The 18,217-nt window shown below is 35.0% G+C and carries 18 protein-coding genes, 1 other RNA gene and 1 pseudogene; 11 read left to right on the top strand and 9 right to left on the bottom strand.

The annotated features are described in order from the left end of the window. Nucleotides 1-19: 19 nt before the first annotated feature. From pstA to gshB, 4 genes are all read right to left on the bottom strand, one after another. A complete protein-coding gene (pstA, locus tag BAR153v2_RS00275) occupies nt 20-1,312 on the bottom strand; it encodes a phosphate ABC transporter permease PstA (protein WP_078679809.1) in 1,293 nt (430 codons plus the stop codon). Further along, on the bottom strand, nt 1,309-2,757 hold the full coding sequence (gene pstC / locus BAR153v2_RS00270) for a phosphate ABC transporter permease subunit PstC (protein WP_078679808.1): 1,449 nt from the start codon (nt 2,755-2,757) through the stop codon (nt 1,309-1,311). The genes pstA and pstC overlap by 4 nt, the downstream gene beginning before the upstream one ends. A 59-nt stretch (nt 2,758-2,816) precedes the next feature. After that, complete coding sequence (locus BAR153v2_RS00265; protein WP_078679807.1) at nt 2,817-3,863, bottom strand: PstS family phosphate ABC transporter substrate-binding protein; 1,047 nt, start codon at nt 3,861-3,863, stop codon at nt 2,817-2,819. 95 nt (nt 3,864-3,958) lie between these two features. Then, nucleotides 3,959-4,897: a glutathione synthase gene (gene gshB / locus BAR153v2_RS00260; protein ID WP_078679806.1), complete on the bottom strand. Its 939-nt coding sequence runs from the start codon at nt 4,895-4,897 to the stop codon at nt 3,959-3,961. Nucleotides 4,898-4,985: 88 nt separating this feature from the next. Here gshB and BAR153v2_RS00255 point away from each other — a divergent pair, with 88 nt between their 5' ends. Further along, complete coding sequence (locus BAR153v2_RS00255; RefSeq protein WP_078679805.1) at nt 4,986-5,774, top strand: molybdopterin-synthase adenylyltransferase MoeB; 789 nt, start codon at nt 4,986-4,988, stop codon at nt 5,772-5,774. On the opposite strand, the gene BAR153v2_RS00250 is transcribed toward BAR153v2_RS00255, so the two are convergent. The 4 genes from BAR153v2_RS00250 to BAR153v2_RS00235 form a co-directional block, all read right to left on the bottom strand. Beyond that, nucleotides 5,720-7,330: an ABC transporter ATP-binding protein gene (locus tag BAR153v2_RS00250; protein WP_078679804.1), complete on the bottom strand. Its 1,611-nt coding sequence runs from the start codon at nt 7,328-7,330 to the stop codon at nt 5,720-5,722. The genes BAR153v2_RS00255 and BAR153v2_RS00250 overlap by 55 nt on opposite strands. Beyond that, nucleotides 7,330-8,469, bottom strand: a complete 1,140-nt coding sequence (locus tag BAR153v2_RS00245) for an ABC transporter permease (RefSeq protein WP_078679803.1) — start codon at nt 8,467-8,469, stop codon at nt 7,330-7,332. Before BAR153v2_RS00245 ends, BAR153v2_RS00250 begins: the two co-directional genes overlap by 1 nt. Continuing rightward, the gene (locus BAR153v2_RS00240) at nt 8,469-9,590 is read right to left on the bottom strand and encodes a microcin C ABC transporter permease YejB (protein ID WP_078679802.1); all 1,122 of its coding nucleotides are present in this window, start codon (nt 9,588-9,590) and stop codon (nt 8,469-8,471) included. The genes BAR153v2_RS00245 and BAR153v2_RS00240 overlap by 1 nt, the downstream gene beginning before the upstream one ends. A gap of 124 nt (nt 9,591-9,714) precedes the next feature. After that, nucleotides 9,715-10,257, bottom strand: coding sequence for a cytochrome c family protein (locus BAR153v2_RS00235; protein ID WP_078679801.1), 543 nt, complete (start codon nt 10,255-10,257; stop codon nt 9,715-9,717). 111 nt (nt 10,258-10,368) lie between these two features. Here BAR153v2_RS00235 and BAR153v2_RS00230 point away from each other — a divergent pair, with 111 nt between their 5' ends. The 6 genes from BAR153v2_RS00230 (at nt 10,369) to recR (ending at nt 15,699) form a co-directional block, all read left to right on the top strand. Further along, on the top strand, nt 10,369-11,100 hold the full coding sequence (locus BAR153v2_RS00230) for a 3-deoxy-manno-octulosonate cytidylyltransferase (protein WP_078679800.1): 732 nt from the start codon (nt 10,369-10,371) through the stop codon (nt 11,098-11,100). 676 nt (nt 11,101-11,776) lie between these two features. Next, nucleotides 11,777-11,874: signal recognition particle sRNA small type (ffs, locus tag BAR153v2_RS00225), an RNA gene on the top strand. Between the two features lie 73 nt (nt 11,875-11,947). Beyond that, complete coding sequence (locus BAR153v2_RS00220; protein ID WP_078679799.1) at nt 11,948-12,352, top strand: hypothetical protein; 405 nt, start codon at nt 11,948-11,950, stop codon at nt 12,350-12,352. 477 nt (nt 12,353-12,829) lie between these two features. Continuing rightward, nucleotides 12,830-14,719 carry a DNA polymerase III subunit gamma/tau gene (locus BAR153v2_RS00215; protein WP_078680905.1) on the top strand — a complete coding sequence of 630 codons (1,890 nt, stop codon included), beginning with the start codon at nt 12,830-12,832 and terminating at the stop codon, nt 14,717-14,719. Nucleotides 14,720-14,733: 14 nt separating this feature from the next. Beyond that, nucleotides 14,734-15,060, top strand: a complete 327-nt coding sequence (locus BAR153v2_RS07355) for a YbaB/EbfC family nucleoid-associated protein (protein ID WP_198934308.1) — start codon at nt 14,734-14,736, stop codon at nt 15,058-15,060. A 33-nt stretch (nt 15,061-15,093) separates the two neighbouring features. Continuing rightward, a complete protein-coding gene (gene recR, locus BAR153v2_RS07350; RefSeq protein ID WP_198934307.1) occupies nt 15,094-15,699 on the top strand; it encodes a recombination mediator RecR in 606 nt (201 codons plus the stop codon). A gap of 62 nt (nt 15,700-15,761) precedes the next feature. On the opposite strand, the gene BAR153v2_RS07420 is transcribed toward recR, so the two are convergent. Continuing rightward, nucleotides 15,762-16,055, bottom strand: coding sequence for a hypothetical protein (locus BAR153v2_RS07420; RefSeq protein WP_244548600.1), 294 nt, complete (start codon nt 16,053-16,055; stop codon nt 15,762-15,764). On the opposite strand from BAR153v2_RS07420, the gene BAR153v2_RS07415 reads away from it, so the two are divergent. The 4 genes and pseudogenes from BAR153v2_RS07415 (at nt 16,055) to rimI (ending at nt 18,214) form a co-directional block, all read left to right on the top strand. Continuing rightward, on the top strand, nt 16,055-16,444 hold the full coding sequence (locus BAR153v2_RS07415; RefSeq protein WP_339373812.1) for a putative sulfate exporter family transporter: 390 nt from the start codon (nt 16,055-16,057) through the stop codon (nt 16,442-16,444). The genes BAR153v2_RS07420 and BAR153v2_RS07415 overlap by 1 nt on opposite strands. 139 nt (nt 16,445-16,583) lie before the next feature. Next, the gene (locus BAR153v2_RS07615; protein ID WP_256385933.1) at nt 16,584-16,712 is read left to right on the top strand and encodes a hypothetical protein; all 129 of its coding nucleotides are present in this window, start codon (nt 16,584-16,586) and stop codon (nt 16,710-16,712) included. A gap of 337 nt (nt 16,713-17,049) precedes the next feature. Continuing rightward, nucleotides 17,050-17,732: pseudogene (gene tsaB / locus BAR153v2_RS00200) on the top strand (tRNA (adenosine(37)-N6)-threonylcarbamoyltransferase complex dimerization subunit type 1 TsaB). Continuing rightward, nucleotides 17,732-18,214, top strand: a complete 483-nt coding sequence (gene rimI / locus BAR153v2_RS00195) for a ribosomal protein S18-alanine N-acetyltransferase (protein WP_078679798.1) — start codon at nt 17,732-17,734, stop codon at nt 18,212-18,214. Before tsaB ends, rimI begins: the two are co-directional and overlap by 1 nt. Nucleotides 18,215-18,217: the final 3 nt, after the last annotated feature.

Here is an 18,217-nt window from a genome sequence, read left to right as displayed (position 1 = left end):
ATACATAAACTCTCCCAAATTACCAACGTCGTTCAAAGCGTCGGCGTAAAAGAACAGCTGAAATATTCATAAAAATAAGAAAAATCATTAATATAATAATAGCACCTGATGTCTTCTCAACAAAAGAACGTTCTGCTTCACTTGCCCACATAAAAATTTGAACAGGCAAAGCTGTTGCGGGATCCATTGGTGTCACAGGAATATCTACAACAAAAGCAACCATCCCAATCAAAAGCAAAGGTGCTGTTTCACCTAAAGCTTGAGCCAAACCAATAATTGTACCTGTCAAAATACCAGGAGCGGCTAAAGGAATAACATGATGAAAAACCATCTGCGTCTTCGATGCACCTAACCCTAAAGCTCCTGCACGAATAGAGAATGGAACAGCTTGTAAAGCAGAACGCGTAGCAATAATAATTGTTGGTAACGTCATAAGAGCTAAAACAAGCCCTCCAACAAAAGAGGCTGAACGCGGCATTCCCATAAAATTGATAAAAACAGCAAGCCCTAAAAGACCAAAAACAATCGAAGGAACAGCAGCAAGATTATTAATATTAATCTCAATAAAATCTGTGAATTTATTTTTTCGCGCATATTCTTCAAGATAAAGAGCTGTCGCTATCCCTATTGGCAATGAAATTACTAAAACAATAATCATCATATAAAAAGAACCAATCATCGCGACACCTAATCCCGAAGTCTCAGGACGACTTGATGCACCAAATGTAAAAAAATGACGATTGAAAGTCTTATAAAGAGTACCGTCATTAATTAAATGTTTCATCCATTTTATCTGTTGATCAGAAACTTTACGATTTTTTTCTGGTACATGTAAATCAATTTGCCCTTTATAGGCTGAATCAATATCTGATGCGGCTAAAACTTTAACTTTTTGCATCGTTCCAATTAAGTTTGGATTTTTTATCACTATATCACGCAACTGAACGCGAACACTCTGCGAAAACATACGGTTAACATCACGCATAGATATCTGATCATTGTGATCTACCCCAAGTTTTTTTGCCAAAGCATTCCGTACAAGAAGTGGGTAATTAGCAGTTATCAATATTTTTGGATCACTCTTACGATGACCACTAGGGTCAATCACTTTTTCATCCAAATAAACCGACAAAATCATCTCGCTTTGAAAAAAAGCTGTATAACCTTGACTAACAATAGACCATAAAAGAACTGCCAAAAAAAATAAACTAATAAAGATAGCACTTAAACCATAAGCGCGAAAACGACGCTCAGCTCGATAACGACCTTTGAGACCAATATTAAGACGATGCGAAAAAAAAACTTCACTCATTCATATCGTTCCTGATATTTACGCACTATGTAAAGAGCTAGAATATTCATTAAAAGAGTCAAAATAAAAAGCGTCATCCCCAAAGCAAAAGCCACAAGTGTTTGTGGAGAATTAAACTCAAAATCACCCGTTAATTGATTAACAATTTTAACCGTCATTGTAGTCATCGCTTCAAATGGATTAAAAGTAAAATTTGCTGCAACACCGGCCGCTAACACAACAATCATTGTCTCTCCAATCGCACGTGATGCTGTCAACAGAACTGCTCCTATAATCCCAGGAAGTGCAGCTGGTAAAACTACTTTTTTAATTGTTTCAGATTGTGTTGCTCCTAAACCATAAGAACCTTCACGTAAAAAACGTGGAACAGCAGTAATGATATCATCTGACAAAGATGAAACAAAAGGAATCAACATAATTCCCATGACAATACCAGCTGTCAAAACACTTTGAGCCATAATAAAACTAATCCCACCAGAAAGAGACAGTGAGAGATTATGTAGAAAAGGCCCAACAATTTTCAAAGCAAAAAAACCGTATACAATAGTTGGAATGCCAGCAAGTACTTCTAATAATGGTTTCACAATCGACCGCAATCGAGTTGAAGCATATTCAGCCATATAAAGAGCAGAAAATAACCCAATAGGTACAGCAAAAAGCATAGCGACAAAAGCAATATAAAGTGTGCCAGCTAATAGCGGTATTAAACCAAATTGTCCCACACTATTGTCTGCATGATTCATTGAAAAACGAGGATCCCATACTGTTCCAAAAAAGAAATTTGAAAATGATACAGATTGAAAAAAATTCATTGTTTGAAAGAACATAGAAATCGCAATACCAACTGTTGTTAAAATAGCAATTGTAGATGCACAAACCAATCCAATAACAATCAAACGCTCAACTTTATTACGAGCACGTTGATACGGAGAAACCTGCATAATACCCAAAATAAAACAGCAAAGTGTAATAATAAAAAACAAAATATGACCAATAAATTGCAATTTATCATAAAAAAAGTGCCATAACTCTGCAATTTTCAACATGTAATCTGGCACTATTAAAGGCAAAACAAACCCTTGCGCTAATAATTGGGCTCTCACACTCTCATATAAAGTAGCAGTAAGAGCTCCTTGAAAGTGAGGTATCATTTTGCTTAACCTGCCGATAAGTCTATGATTATCTATTTCTGTCGTAGGTACCATATATGCTTCTAGTTCTCGTGAAATAATATATTCCAAATAAGCAGAACTACCACCATTCCAAAAAATTAAAAAAATCAGAGCTGGAATAATAGTTATTAAAAATGTCCACCAACCATAATAATGTGCACGAGAATGCATCTTAAATCCTAAACGTTCAAGGAAACGAGCTCGCATATAAGAAATGCAAAAGCCAACGATACTAAAAATCAACAAGAGAAAAATAATGAAAGAAACAGGCATCTTATTTTTCAATTTCTATAAAAAAACATAAAAGCATTTCACATCATCAACGCAGAAAATTATTGCAGAACCATAACTTTGCCAGAAGAAAAAGCATCTCGTTGCACCTGTCTTTCTCTTTCAGAAATAGGAACTAAGCCGTATTCAGCTAATGGACTATGTAAACCAATCATTTGATCAGAAAGAAACAAATCAATATATTCCTGCATACCTGGAACAATGTTTAAATGCAATTTCTTAACATAAAAAAACAATGGACGTGAAATCAAATATGAGCCATCAGAAATTGTTTCGACACTTGGATAAATACCATTAATAGATGCAGCCTTAAGTTTATCTGCATTGTTTTCATAAAAAGACAAACTAAAAACCCCAATCCCTGTTTTACTAGAAGTAAGACGAGCAAATGTCTCAGAATAATCACCATCAATATCAACAGCTTTCCCATCTTTACGGACAGCAATACAAGCAGCATTAATGGCCTTATCACTCATTCCCAAAGCCTTCATCTGCTCAACCGCACCACTAGCTTTACAACCAATAGCAAGCACCTTTTCTTCAAAAACTTCACGAGTTCCATGCTTTTCACCAGGAATATAAGCTGTAATTGTCCAATCAGGAAGATTACTATTGACTGCACTCCATTTCATAAATTCATTTGGCTGCAATTTTCCATCGACAATAACCTGCGCAGCTAATGCTCTGTAAAAATCTACTGGTTGCAATTTCCAATCAGGGCCATTGATATCTGTTGCAAAAACAATACCATCATACCCAATACGCATTTCTTCAATATCCTTTACGCCAGTATTAAAACAAGATCGTAATTCATCTGGCTTCATTGCCCTCGAAGTATGAACGATATCAATTGTATTATTACCAATACCACGACAGAATTCCTTAATACCAGCTCCTGAACCTCCGGATTCAATAATAGGAACTTTAAAATTAGAGTATATTTCTCCAAAGATCTCAGCAACAATTTTCCCATAAGGCAAAACCGTCGATGAACCTACAATATGAACTCGATTGCGAGCATAACTAATATCAATCAATAATATAATAGAGAAAACAAAACTTATTCCAATTGATAATAATTTGCTCATCTAATAATTCCTTTAAATTTAATTCACATCAATCATATGATAAATAAAAAATGACATTTACAATTTTTTTATAATAAAGTACGTTTTAGTCGTCTTTAATTTAAACGTTTAAGTTCAACAATATCCCAAAAAAGAGAAGCTATATCTGCACCTCCAAATCGTTTAATTTCACGAATTCCTGTAGGAGATGTAACATTGATTTCAGTTATATAGTCTCCAATCACATCAATCCCTACGAGAAGCAAACCACGTTTCTTCAAAGATGGGCCAATACGTGCACAAATTTCGTAATCACGTTCTGTCAAATCAATACATTCTACGCACCCTCCAACATGAATATTAGAACGAACATCAGTAGCTATAGGAATCCGATTAATTGCTCCAACCGGTTCACCATCAAGCAAAATAATTCGTTTATCTCCTTCTCGTATGCTCTCTAAATAACGCTGCACAATAAAAGGCTCTTTATAACTTTTTTCAAACATTTCGATAAGTGAGGAGAAATTGCGATCATCGTTTTTTAAATGAAAGACACCTACCCCTCCATTCCCATAAAGTGGCTTAATAATGATATCACCAAACATAGATCTAAATGCCTTTATTTCTTCAATATCCTTTGTAATGAGTGTTTCTGGCATCAAATCAAAAAACTCAGTAACAAAAATCTTTTCCGGGCTATTACGCACCCATACCGGGTCGTTCACAACTAGTGTCTTAGGATGAATACGTTCTAAAAAATGAGTAGTGGTAATATAATTCATATCAAAGGGAGGATCCTGTCGTAACAGAACTACGTCCATATCTACCAATTCTGTGCGCACAGACTCACCTAATTGATAGTGATAGCCTTCTTCATCACGCACAGTTAGTGGCTCTAACCGTGCAATCACACACCCATCGCGTATAAATAAGCGATCCGGTGTATAATGGAATAGAGAATGTCCACGTTCTTGAGCGGCCAAAGCAAGTGCAAACGTAGTATCTCCCTGAATTTTAAGAGTCGCAATGTGATCCATCTGAATAGCAATCTTCATTAATAAAATCTCCTACCGCTGAATGCGGACTAGTCAAAAAAACATAAACTTATTAAATAGTAAAAGAAACTATGACAAGAGAGAGCCTATGATAAAAGAAGTTGATGAAAAATTAAGTAAAGAGGAAATCGAACGCTACGCACGTCATATCATCCTGCCTGAAATTGGTGGCATAGGGCAACAAAAGCTTAAAGCTGCACGTGTTCTTGTCATTGGTGTAGGTGGTCTTGGAACTCCTGTCTTACTCTATCTTGCTGCAGCAGGCATTGGAACTATTGGAATTGTTGATGATGACATTGTTTCATTGTCCAATTTACAACGCCAAGTTATTCACAACACAAATACAATTAACCAATACAAAACCATCAGTGCAGAAACAACAATAAAAGTAATAAACCCTCATGTTAAAGTTGAAAGATACAACATTCGATTAAATGAAAGCAATGTGGATCAACTACTGAACGCCTATCACATCATTATTGATGGCAGCGATAATTTTGCCACGCACTATCTTCTTGCAGATCATGCTGCCCAATGTGCGAAGCCTTTAATAAGTGGAGCTATACACCGATTCAAAGGTTCACTAACAGTACTTATGCCTTATAAAGACAATAATCCACACTATCGAGATTTATTTCCTAATCCCCCACCTCTAGGTACTACACCGACATGTGCTGAAACTGGTATCATCGGTACCTTGCCTGGAGTTATCGGCACATTACAAGCAATGGAGACAATTAAATTGATCACAAATATTGGTGAACTTTTAGTGGGAAAGCTCCTCCTTTATAACGGATTGTCAGCACAATTTGATATAATTTCCTATAAACGATCAGCTTCTAACGCAAATGCAGCAGACATCAAAGTTTGCGTATAAGGATTTTGGGGACAAGAAAAAATACGATCAGCAGAACTATATTCAACTATTTTGCCATGATGCATAACGATCACTTCATGTGCAAGCGCTTTAACAACTTTCAAATCATGACTAATGAACAAATAACTTAAATGATATTTTAGTTGCAAATAACGTAAAAGATCAACAATTTGTGCCTGCGCACTCATATCAAGAGATGATGTTGGTTCATCAAGCACAATAAGGCGTGGTTTAAGAATAATTGCACGTGCAAGAGCAATCCGCTGTCTCTGTCCACCAGAAAACTCATGAGGATAACGAAAACGAGTCGTAGGATCGAGATCAACTTCACACAAAACTTCAATTACACGATCATTACACTCAGAATAAGAAAGCTTAGGTTCATGAATTGATAATCCCTCAGCAATAATTTCACTGATAGACATACGTGGAGAAAGTGAACTAAAAGGGTCTTGAAAAACAATTTGGATATGATGACGCAAAGAACGCATCTGCTTAAAATTAAAATTGCTTATATCAACACCATCAAAAATGATTTGACCTTTAGAAGAAAGCATTCGTGTCAATGCGAATCCTAATGTTGTTTTTCCTGATCCCGATTCTCCTACAACACCAAGCGTTTGGCCAGAACGAATTATAACATCAATATCCTGAACAGCTTTTACATAATCAACCGTTCGTCGAAACAATCCTTTTTTTATTGGAAACCAAACTCGTATTTTTTGACCTTGCATCAAAACAGGTGCGTTATCATCAGCTTGAAGAGAATGATTTTTAGGCTCTGCCGCTAATAATTGCTTGGTATAAGGATGTTGAGGATTTTTAAAAATTTGGTTTGTTGAACCACTTTCAACAATTTTTCCTTCCTTCATAACATAGACACGATCTGCAATACGACGCACAATAGCCAAATTATGCGTAATAAAAAGCATTGACATTTTGTGATGTTTTTTAAGCTGTATTAATAACTCAAGAATTTGTGCTTGAACAGTTATATCAAGTGCAGTTGTTGGCTCATCAGCAATCAATAATTTTGGATTATTCGCAAGTGCCATTGCAATCATTACACGTTGTCGTTGACCACCTGATAATTGATGAGGAAATGAACCTAAACGTTTTTGTGGTTCACAAATACCTACTTTTTTCAGTAAATCAATAATATGCATGCGCAACAATTTATCAGAAATAACTGCATGCATCTTAAGGACTTCACCTATTTGACGTTCTACAGTATGTAAAGGATTAAGAGAGATCATCGGCTCTTGAAAAATCATGGCAATATCTTTGCCACGAATTTTACGCAGGTCTTCTTCTTTCAACTTCATTAAGTCTTTATTATTAAAGAGAATTTCACCCGATTGATCAAGCCTTTTTAAAAAAGACAATAATTGCAAAATAGATAGTGCTGTTATTGATTTTCCTGAACCTGATTCTCCAACAAAAGCGACTGTTTCTCCTTCCTGAATATCAAAAGAAATCTGTTTAAGAATATATTTTTTTGTCTCTGCCTGACGAAATATAACCGAAAGATCACGTACTGAAAGCAATTTTGTCATTATTGTATTTTTCTCGGATCAAAAGCATCGCGAGCTGCTTCGCCAATAAATGCTAGCAATGACAATATCACAGCAATAACAATAAAACCTGTAATACCAATCCAAGGAGCATTTAAATTAGAAGTAGCTTGCCGCATCACTTCTCCTAGAGAAGCATAACCAGGAGGAAGACCAAAGCCTAAATAATCAAGCGATGTTAATAGTGAAATCCCTGATGTCAACAAAAACGGCAAATAAGTTAAAACAGCAACCATAGCATTAGGCAATAAATGACGCATCATAATGATCCTATTAGGAACACCTAGTGCACGTGCAGCACTAATATAGGTAAAATTTCTTGCTCGCAAAAATTCTGCACGTACCACACCAACCAATACTACCCATTGAAAAAGCAACATAACACCTAATAGCATCCAAAAGCCCTGCGCTAAAACTGCAGCCATAATAATCACTAAATAAAGTGATGGTACAGAAGACCATATTTCAATCAAACGCTGACAAATTAAATCGATCCAACCACCAAAATAACCCTGAACTGCACCAACTATGATACCGATAATTGCAGAAACAGCTGTTAAAAGAATACTAAAAGTTATTGATATACGAAAACCATATAAAACCCGCGCAAAAACATCACGTGTCAACTCATCCGTTCCAAGCCAATTCCAATGATTAATGCTATATTCTAGATGAGCATTTCCCTGTGCATAACCAACACGACGCTCTTCTTTATTTTGGAGCCAAGAAGGAGGAGATAATGCTAAGGCTTTGTTCCCCATTATCGTATTATAGGAATAACGAACCGGTGGCCAAAATGCCCAACCATGTTGTGCTATTTCATTTTGAATTAAAGGATCACGAAAATCTGCCTTAGCTAAATTGCCACCAAATTTTTCATCAGGATAATCAAAAAAAATAGGGAAAAGAAGCTCTTTTTTATAAGACACAATAATCGGACGATCATTAGCAATAAATTCTGCTGCAAAAGAACAAATACATAAAAATAAAAAAAGCCACAACGACCACCAACCACGACGATTCTGTTTGAAATTATGCCAACGCCGCATATTTAATGGAGAAAAGAAAGCCCACCGTTTCAATTTATCATCATACAATCTATTGCCTCTTTCCTTTTCCATTATAAATCCTTTTTATCAAAGTCAATACGTGGATCCACCATCATATAAACAACATCAGAAATAAGGTTTATAATAAGACCAATTAACGAAAAAATATAAAGAGAAGCAAATACAACAGCATAATCGCGATTAACAATAGATGTATAACTTAAAAGTCCTATACCATTTAATGAATAGAGCATTTCAATTAATAAAGATCCACTAAAAAATGCTCCCATAAAAGTCGCAGGGAAACAAGCTATGACAGCTAAAATCGCATTACGAAATACGTGGACATAAAGAACTGAATGCTCACTTAAGCCTTTAGCACGAGCTGTAATAACATATTGCTGACGAATTTCTTCCAGAAAACAGTTTTTTGTCAACAATGTCGTTGTCGCAAAAGAAGAAATGACCATCGCTGTCAATGGCAAAACCAAATGATGTAAATAGTCCAATATCTTTGTTCCAAAAGATAATGAATCAAAATTATCAGAAGTTAAATGGTTCAATGGAAACCAATCAAAAAATGATCCCCCAGCAAAAAAAACCATTAAAAAAATTCCAAAAAGAAAACTTGGAATTGCATAGCCAATAACAATAACAGTACTCGTCCATGCATCAAAAAAAGATCCTTCCCTGAGCGCTTTACGGATTCCCAATGGGATAGAAATAGCGTAAGAAATTAATAAATGCCAAAAACCAAGAGAAAGAGACACAGGTAATGCATCTTTAATAAGGTCAATAACTAAACGCCCCTGTATATAAGACTCTCCAAAATCAAAACGCATATAACGACTAAGCATTGTTAAATAACGTTCCAAAGGAGGCTTATCAAAACCAAATTGTTTTTCAAGTTTGGCAATAAATTCTGGGTCCAGTCCCTGTGCACCACGATATTGAGAAGACCCAGACGACAATAGTCTAACATGAATATTATCAGCAATAACATCAGAAGATAAATTAAAATCTCCACTACCAGCTATGCGTCCTATAGCGTCCCCCCCTGTTCCCTGTAATTGAGCAATAATATTTTCAATAGGCCCACCTGGAGTGAATTGAACAATGATAAATGTCATTGTTAAAATACCAATAAGTGTCGGTATAATTAGAAGAAAACGCCGTATAATATAGGCTGCCATTTATTTGTTTTTCCCTTTCAATAACGACATATAATATCATTTGAATGACGCATCAATAATAATTTTGAAAATTCAAAAAACAAAATTACAAATAAAATTTAGTCATATATTTTTAAAATATAAACTAATCTTGCTCATCATCCTCTGGTAGAGGAATAGAATAATCAGATAAACTACGCAAATAAAGCAAAAGATCAGCACGATCTTGATCATTTTTAATCCCACGAAAAGACATAATTGTTCCTGGAAATGCTTGACGTGGTGATTGAATATAACGATCCAAAGTAAAAAAATCCCATTTTTTATCAGAATTCGCACGCAACACTTTTGAATAAGAAAAATTTTTTACACTTGCTAAAGGACGGTCAACAATCTCCCAGAGTGACGGACCAACACGATTAGATCCACCACGTTTAGAAGTATGGCAGATTGCACACTGATGAAAAATCTTCCGTCCGTTCTCAAGATTACCTTGTTTAAGAAGATCACTCAACAATAAAGATTTACCAGACATACTTTGTGTTTCTTTAAATGTGTCATTATCGGTTTTATAAGAATGTTGAACCGAATCATCATAAATCATATCGCTGATAGTGAAAACGCCCACTAAAATAATCAACAAAAATAAACACGCACAAATTAAATAAACGAAGGTTGATCGATTCATAAAATTTAAACTTTCATATTTTTATATTATTTTCAGTATAGTTCTTTGCAGTTCCTTCCCTTATTAAGGTATAAGATTATAAATTAAGTACACATGCTTTGGAACTCTACAATGTCTCTTCAACCACTCATTCTCATTCCCGCCCGCATGGGTTCAACGCGTCTACCAGGTAAAGCCTTAGCTGATATTGCTGGGAAACCCATGATCATTCATGTTGCTGAACGAGCAAAAGAAACTGGATTAGAGCGTATTATTGTTGCAACAGATCATGACAAAATTGCTCAAACTGTCACAGCTTATGGCTATGAATGTATCATAACCTGTACAAATCATCAATCGGGATCTGATCGTATTTATGAGGCCTTAACTAAAGTTGATCCTGCACAGCGCTATAATGTCATTGTGAATGTACAAGGTGACTTGCCAACAATAACGCCGAATGCCATCGTAAGTGCCTTACGGCCCTTAGAAAATAATTTAACTGATATCGCAACATTAGGAACAAAACTTATTGAAGACAATGAAAAAATAAACCCCAATATTGTTAAAATCATTGGCACACCAATTGCTAAAAATCGACTTCGCGCCCTTTATTTTACCCGTGCAACTGCACCTTATGGAGATGGACCTTTATACCATCATATTGGATTATATGTCTATCGACGCAAAGCCCTTGAAAAATTTATAACACTTAAATCATCAACACTTGAACAACGTGAAAAACTTGAACAATTACGCGCATTAGAAAACAATATGCGTATTGATGTAGAGATAATCGATACAACTTTTTTAAGCGTCGACACACAAAATGATCTCGAAAGAGTCCGTAAAATTCTAGTATAAAACTAGTTTTTATATTTTTTTAGTGTGTCATAAAATCAAACAATATTGTATTATTAATTAAACATAATCATTCTGCCTAATTTAAAAGGGGAATATATAAATGAAAAAACTTCTGTCTCAAGGGCTGACTTTTGTAAGTATTTTGATCTGCAATGATGCTTTTGCTGGCTTTGCGAAAGGAAGTAGGAATTTGCACCTCATAAGACGGTTGTAATTAATAAACACGTGTCAATTAAAGATGGGGTGCAATATAGTTGTAAAAACCTCGACCCTATAACTACACTTCGTTTAACATATACAAACCCTCGTGGTTTAGAATATCTGAAAATTATTACTGAAAATCCATATCAGACAACTCACTTTAGAGACAAAAAATTATTTATAGTAATATTACTTCCCTTAATGTGAAGTTCCCTTGACTAGGAGGACCTTACATTTTTGAGAATATAACCAACAATAAAGTTGTAGGAACAAATTGTGATACAGGAATATATGATGTAGGAGTGTATGGAGAAGAATAATCTTACTTTAAAATTAAGAAAGATTTATTTCTATGTGAGTATGCTTTTATAGTGCATCCTGAAAGCTCATCAAATTTAAATACAAATTTAATCATCTATATCATTTTTGGGTTATTTCTTGATTTTTTATTTTAAATTGATAATATTAAATGAGAGGAGATTGGTAATGGACGAACTGCTCGCCAATCGGGTCAGGTCTGGAAAGAAGCAGCCCTAACGAGTTTTTGTACGGGTCATCGTACCAATCTCCTTATTTTAAAAAAATGCGCCCTGTATTTCTTTACAGTGGAGTATTTTTATCCAATAATTATAAGGGGAATGTATAAATGAAAAAAATATTATCTCAAATATTAATAGTTGCAAGTATCCTAATATATACCGATGCTTTTGCTGGCTTCGGCGAAAATAAATGGGAATTTGACGCCAATACAGAAGCGAAAGTTGGAAAAAGTGAAAGTCAAAAAGTGGGAGTAATATATTCTTGTAACCAACTTGAACCTGCAGCTACATTCCATTTGGAATATAATAATGATGATGCATTGGACCGTATAAAGATTGTTACTCAAAATCCAAACCAAGTGGTTCATAATAAAGAGACTAAAACATTCATTATCAGTAATGCTACATCCCTTGAGGTAAGATTTCCTTGGGCATCAGGACCTTATACCTTTAGGAATATGACTGGAACAAAAGTTATAGGTTCAGATTGTGATATAGGGGAGTACAACTGAATCAAAGGACATACCAAGCCCACTTATTTTGTTACGTGAATATGCTTTTGATAGATAAAATATCTGATCTTTGAATTAAAGAATGACTTCAGATCACAAATTTTAGTTATTTTTATCATACTTTCGGTTATTTCTTATTGTTTACTTTGAAACAGATAATATATAATGAAGCGAGGTTGGCGATACACGAACTGCTCGCCAACCCGATCGAATCTGAAAAGGAGCGGCTCTAACGAATTTTTGTACGGATCATCGTACTAATCTTCCTATATTTAAACTTTAAAGTTAGAGTATGTTATTTTACGGTAGTATTTCCATCTCAAAAGAAGAAAAATTTGAGCTCTCTTCAATTCAAAAAATCTTACCCTTACAATAAGCTTATTAAAAACTCTCTTAATATTTAAAGAGATTTCTGCTAATCTAGCTCCCTATATTATTGAATAGATATCAAAAAGAGTTTTAAAATTGGAACAATTAATAAAAAGTACGCCAGAAACAACGGTCTATCGCGTTCTTGCTCGCAAATATCGACCTAAAAGCTTCTCCGACCTAATTGGCCAAGAAGCAATGGTATGTACCCTTAATAATGCTTTTAAAACAGGACGTATTGCACAAGCATGGATGTTAACAGGAATTCGTGGGGTAGGAAAAACAACAACAGCGCGTATTTTAGCCCGAGCTCTTAACTACAAAACAAAAGATATTGATCAACCAACTACTCTATTCGATACACTTGGGGAGCATTGCACACAAATCATTGAAGGTCGCCATATAGATGTTATTGAAATGGATGCTGCTTCGCATACTGGTATTGATGATATTCGTGAAATTATTGAACAAATTCGTTATCGCCCTGTTGCTGCACGTTATAAAGTATATATTATTGACGAAGTACACATGCTCTCAACACAAGCATTTAATGGTTTATTAAAAACTCTTGAAGAGCCTCCTCCGCACGTGAAATTTATTTTTGCAACGACAGAAATTCGTAAAGTTCCTATTACAATTCTTTCACGCTGTCAGCGTTTTAATTTACGACGTATTGAAGCAACTGTTTTGCTCACTCATTTACGCCAAATTGCTCAACTGGAAAAAGTTGAAGCACAAGATCAAGCATTATTCATGATTGCCCATGCAGCAGAAGGATCTGTCCGTGATGCATTATCTATTCTTGACCAAGCAATTGCTTATGGTAACGGCAAAGTTGATGCCATTGCGGTACGGGTAATGTTAGGATTAACTGATCAATCTCGCATCATTGATCTCTTCGAATCTATTATGAAAGGAAATATTGTTAATGCATTATACGAATTACGCAATCAGTACAATGCAGGTGCAGATCCCTTTGCTATACTAACAGAATTAGCTGATTTTAATCATCTAATCACACGATTACGTTTGACACCAGAAATAATAGAAAGTTTATCACTTACAGAAGAGGAACGCTCAAGAAGCTTAAATTTTTCACAGAAACTTTCTATTCGTGTTCTTTCACGTAGCTGGCAAATGCTCCTCAAAGGCCTACAGGAAGTTAGCCAAGCCTCCCATCCTATTCAAGCTGCCGAAATGTTATTGATTCGTCTTGCTCATGTTGCTGATTTACCAACTCTTGATGAAGCTTTAACAAAACTCACACAAAACAAAAAGATATCTCCACTTGTTGAAAACCATTCCTCTCAAGAAAAAATAAATGAAAGCAACATTACAAAAACAGAAGTTGCACACAGCTACGCTTCCTCCCCAATTTCAGATTCACTACAAAACCAATCTAGTCGCTCCCCTAAATATATAAAACAATTAAAGATTACAGCTTCTGAAAAGACAGACTTTTGTAATAAAATTGAATCAATCGAAAATGTTCAAACTAATCAACTTGATAGCAATATAACCAATCTATCTCACGTTATCCCTCAATCAGAAATGGAAGCTACAGAACAAAAAATCATCATAAATTCTTTAAAGGATATTGTTGATCTAGCTGAGCAGCATAATGAAATACATTTCAAATTGTTGATCAAAGAATTCGTTCATCCTGTTTCTTTTGAACCGCAGCATATTACGTTAAGATTTGCGGAAGAAGCTCCTCATTCCCTTGAACGTGATATCAAAAAAATGCTATATCAATGGACTGGAAAGCACTGGACTATAACTCTTGTGAATGAAGGAGGAGAACCAACTTTACAAGAAGAAAGTATCGCTATACAAAAATCTCTTTTTTCCGATGCACAAACAGATCCCAATATTGCAAAAATTCTCAATAATTTTCCAGGAGCAAAAATCATTGATATCCGCTTCAATAAAAAAGAAAATGATCTTGATTTAATCACTAATATCCTTGACACTGATAGTAATACAAATGATGAATAAGGAAGCCAATCCCTATGCGTGACATGATGAATATAATGAAAAAAGCCAAAGAAATGCAAACAAAAATGCAGCAAATGCAAAGTGAATTGGCTAATTTGACAGCAACAGGTATAGCAGGTGGAGGTCTTGTCAAGATCACTATTAATGGTCAAAATACCATATCAGCTATAAAAATTGATACTTCATTGATGAATCCTAAAGACGTGGAAATTCTTGAAGATCTTGTCATAGCGGCCTATAAAGACGCTAAAAGTAAACTAGATGTAATTATTAAAGAAAAAACTAAAAGTGTGACTGCAGGAATGCCAATCCCACCTGGTTTTCAATTTCCGTTTTTATAAATAAACTGTATTTTCATCCCTTGGTATAATAGCATGTCTAAACACATTGCAGGCCCTGAAATTGAACGCCTTATTCAGTTTTTAGCACGGATACCAGGTCTTGGGCCACGTTCAGCGCGTCGTGCCGCTCTCTATCTAATCAAGAAAAAAGAAACCCTGCTAGAACCTCTAGGATCTGCAATGCTAGAAACTGCAAATAAAGTTCGAATTTGTTCTGTTTGTGGTAATGTAGATACAACAGATCCCTGTTCAATTTGCACAGATCCTCGCCGTGATGAATCAATAATCATTGTTGTTGAAGATATTTCTGATCTCTGGGCTCTTGAACGCGCAAAATTTTTATCAGCACGTTATCATGTTTTAGGTGGACGATTATCTCCTTTAGATGGAATAGGACCTGATGAACTGAACATCATCTCCTTAATCAATCGCGTTACCAATAATTCCATTACAGAAATCATCTTAGCTGTTAATGCTACAGTTGAAGGACAAACAACAGCTCACTATATTACCGATCAACTTTCTCAGTTTTCCATTAAAATCACTCGCCTTGCCCATGGAGTACCAGTAGGTGGTGAACTAGATTATCTCGATGATGGGACTTTAGCTGCTGCCTTACAAGCAAGAACTAATTTTTGAAATTATTTATCTGTTATTTATTTGATAGTCTCTAAATTTATAATAAAAATGGGCGCTCAATGTTATGAGAATGGGAGAGAAATCTCTGAAATGCCGAGTAAAGATTTATCTTCATTCATCAATTGAGAACCGAGAATTTTAATTTGCGTGCTTATATTCAGCGTTTGCGTACGTTTAGAATTTATAGAAAAGAAATTTCTTGCAGAGGCGTGGATTAAAACTCTTGTTTTAGCGATTTTATTAGGCTCTATTCTATTGTTGCAGTTGTTCTTTTCTTCCAGAATATTTTGATAAAGGTATAAATTTTGTGCAAAAATATTTCTCAAAATCGCTATTGTTCTTCTAGGAACAAGCAATAGCGTTCCATACAGTACTTTCAATCGATTGGACTTTACTTGCCGGTATTATAGTTATTATATTTCTTACTATTTTCATCAGTTTTGTCATTAAACGTTTTTATGGATCTTGCAAAAATTCAATAATACTTGTCGCCTGTGGTAATGCTATCTGTGGTAATTCAATTATTGCAGCCACTGCACCTGTTATTAATGTGAAAAATGAAGAAGTAGCTGCATCAATGGCACTCACCACTCTCTTAGAAGCTATTATCATTTTCATTCTACCTTCTTTACAACCATTCTTCAATTTCTCATTTAGCCAATATGGCATATTAGCAAGGATGACCGTTTATGCTATTCCGCAGATTTTAGCAGCAACAGCCTTTATATCTCTCGTAAGTGTTTAAATAGCAACTTTCGTTAAATTAGTGCGAGTTTTAATGCTAGAGGCCCGATTTTTTTATTCTAGCAATCATCTATCCTCGGCCAGGACATCATTAACGCTTATATAGTTTCATTCCATGATTTATCATAGGATTTATTATCATGATGCTTATACGCTCAGCAGAACTTATTCCTACAACTGCTCTTATCTTTATCAACTTTATTACCCAACTTTTCACTATCATTTCAATGACAGGATTGGAACTAAGTATTTATATTCGTTCATTTTAAAAACCGAATGACGTGTCATATGTACTTCAATCAGCTCTATATTTATCCTCAGCGTCTTCAGTATTCTTATGATAAAGCTCTTTAACTTTGAGCACATAACATTTAAAAGTATATTTAATACCTCACTCTTTTAAATATGGTTTTCAGAAAAATCTAAGATACTGAATTTATTTTACATATGTTTTTTTTCTATGCTAACAGACATGCCATGCTTAAAACACATCTCAAAAACTATTCCTACTGATCTGAAAATTTTTTAATATTTTATAGATAAATAAAATTTCTAAAAAATAAAACTGACCTTTTATTTATCACTATATTCGGCTAAAAAGCGTTTATGCTTATTCTTGCCATAGATACTGCTTCAATTTATTGTGCCGTCGCACTTGTTCAGCATAAATCTGTTATCGCACGTATCAGCCAACGTATTGGCAAAGGTCATGCTGAGAAACTTATCGGTCAAATCGAACAGCTAACCCATCAAGCAAATATCAAGCTTGACCAGATTAATCGCATTGCCGTCAATATTGGACCAGGATCGTTTACAGGTATACGTATAGGTATTGCTACAGCAAAAGCTTTGGCCTTAGCGTTAGAAATTCCAGCCATTGGAGTAAGCTCACTTGAAGCATTAGCTGCACAAGTAGCTAATGAAAATATCACATCAACCATCACTGTTGTCATTGAAGCCGGCAGAGAGATGTTCTATCATCAAAATTTCAATAACAACCTTATAGCTTTAAGCAAGCCCAGCTTAAAAACACCTGAAAATATTGTAGCAGATCTACTCCGACACACCATACTTACTGGTCCAGCTGCTGAAATTATTGCTCTCTATATTAGAAACAATACAATAAGCAAAGGAATTATACCGGTTTCCATTCCATGTGATGCGGCGGACATTTTAACTTATGCACGCCTAGCTGCAAATAAACAGCCACAAACACCACCACGTCCCTCTACTTACGCGATGCTGATGCAAAACAACAAACTGATTTTGCTTTACCACGAAAACAATAATGACTAAATCTTCATTGACAAAAAAAAATTTTGTAATTGCGCCCTTAAACTCTGAGGACAGTATTTTTCTTCATCAAATTCATAAAAATTGTTTCGCCCTAGCGTGGACAAAACAAACATTTGAGATTTTTTTAAAAGATCATTCTATTTTTGGCTATAAAGCCCATCTCATTGGAGAATCTCATCAAATTTTAGGATTTTGTCTCTGCCGTCTTATTCTCAGTGAAGCAGAAATTATAACGATTGCAGTTCATTCTAACAATCGTCAACAAAAAATTGGTTATTTTCTTATTGATCACATATTTCACCATCTGCGTCGTGAACACGCAACGAAACTTTTTTTAGAAGTAGAAGAAACCAATCTTCCTGCTTTAGCCCTTTATAAACGATTTAAATTTCAAAAGATTGCTAAACGCCCAGCCTACTATCAATCACACAATGGATCCACAGATGCAATCATCATGCAAAAAACTTTCAAGTAAATA

Origin of the sequence: Bartonella sp. AR 15-3 (genome assembly GCF_002022445.1) — a bacterium.
GTDB lineage: Bacteria > Pseudomonadota > Alphaproteobacteria > Rhizobiales > Rhizobiaceae > Bartonella.
Note: the sequence above shows the minus strand (reverse complement) of the source record. Positions and strands in the feature narration are given on the sequence as shown.

Bases quoted from the DNA above. Each gene is read 5' to 3' on its own strand.
- rimI (WP_078679798.1), top strand. From the start codon at position 17,732: ATGACTAAATCTTCATTGACAAAAAAAAATTTTGTAATTGCGCCCTTA.
- BAR153v2_RS00220 (WP_078679799.1), top strand. From the start codon at position 11,948: ATGAAAAAAATATTATCTCAAATATTAATAGTTGCAAGTATCCTAATA.
- BAR153v2_RS00265 (WP_078679807.1), bottom strand. From the start codon at position 3,863: ATGAGCAAATTATTATCAATTGGAATAAGTTTTGTTTTCTCTATTATA.
- BAR153v2_RS00240 (WP_078679802.1), bottom strand. From the start codon at position 9,590: ATGGCAGCCTATATTATACGGCGTTTTCTTCTAATTATACCGACACTT.
- pstC (WP_078679808.1), bottom strand. From the start codon at position 2,757: ATGCCTGTTTCTTTCATTATTTTTCTCTTGTTGATTTTTAGTATCGTT.
- BAR153v2_RS07615 (WP_256385933.1), top strand. From the start codon at position 16,584: ATGATGCTTATACGCTCAGCAGAACTTATTCCTACAACTGCTCTTATC.
- pstA (WP_078679809.1), bottom strand. From the start codon at position 1,312: ATGAGTGAAGTTTTTTTTTCGCATCGTCTTAATATTGGTCTCAAAGGT.
- BAR153v2_RS00230 (WP_078679800.1), top strand. From the start codon at position 10,369: ATGTCTCTTCAACCACTCATTCTCATTCCCGCCCGCATGGGTTCAACG.
- BAR153v2_RS00245 (WP_078679803.1), bottom strand. From the start codon at position 8,469: ATGGAAAAGGAAAGAGGCAATAGATTGTATGATGATAAATTGAAACGG.
- recR (WP_198934307.1), top strand. From the start codon at position 15,094: ATGTCTAAACACATTGCAGGCCCTGAAATTGAACGCCTTATTCAGTTT.
- gshB (WP_078679806.1), bottom strand. From the start codon at position 4,897: ATGAAGATTGCTATTCAGATGGATCACATTGCGACTCTTAAAATTCAG.
- BAR153v2_RS00255 (WP_078679805.1), top strand. From the start codon at position 4,986: ATGATAAAAGAAGTTGATGAAAAATTAAGTAAAGAGGAAATCGAACGC.
- BAR153v2_RS07355 (WP_198934308.1), top strand. From the start codon at position 14,734: ATGCGTGACATGATGAATATAATGAAAAAAGCCAAAGAAATGCAAACA.
- BAR153v2_RS00235 (WP_078679801.1), bottom strand. From the start codon at position 10,257: ATGAATCGATCAACCTTCGTTTATTTAATTTGTGCGTGTTTATTTTTG.
- BAR153v2_RS00250 (WP_078679804.1), bottom strand. From the start codon at position 7,330: ATGACAAAATTGCTTTCAGTACGTGATCTTTCGGTTATATTTCGTCAG.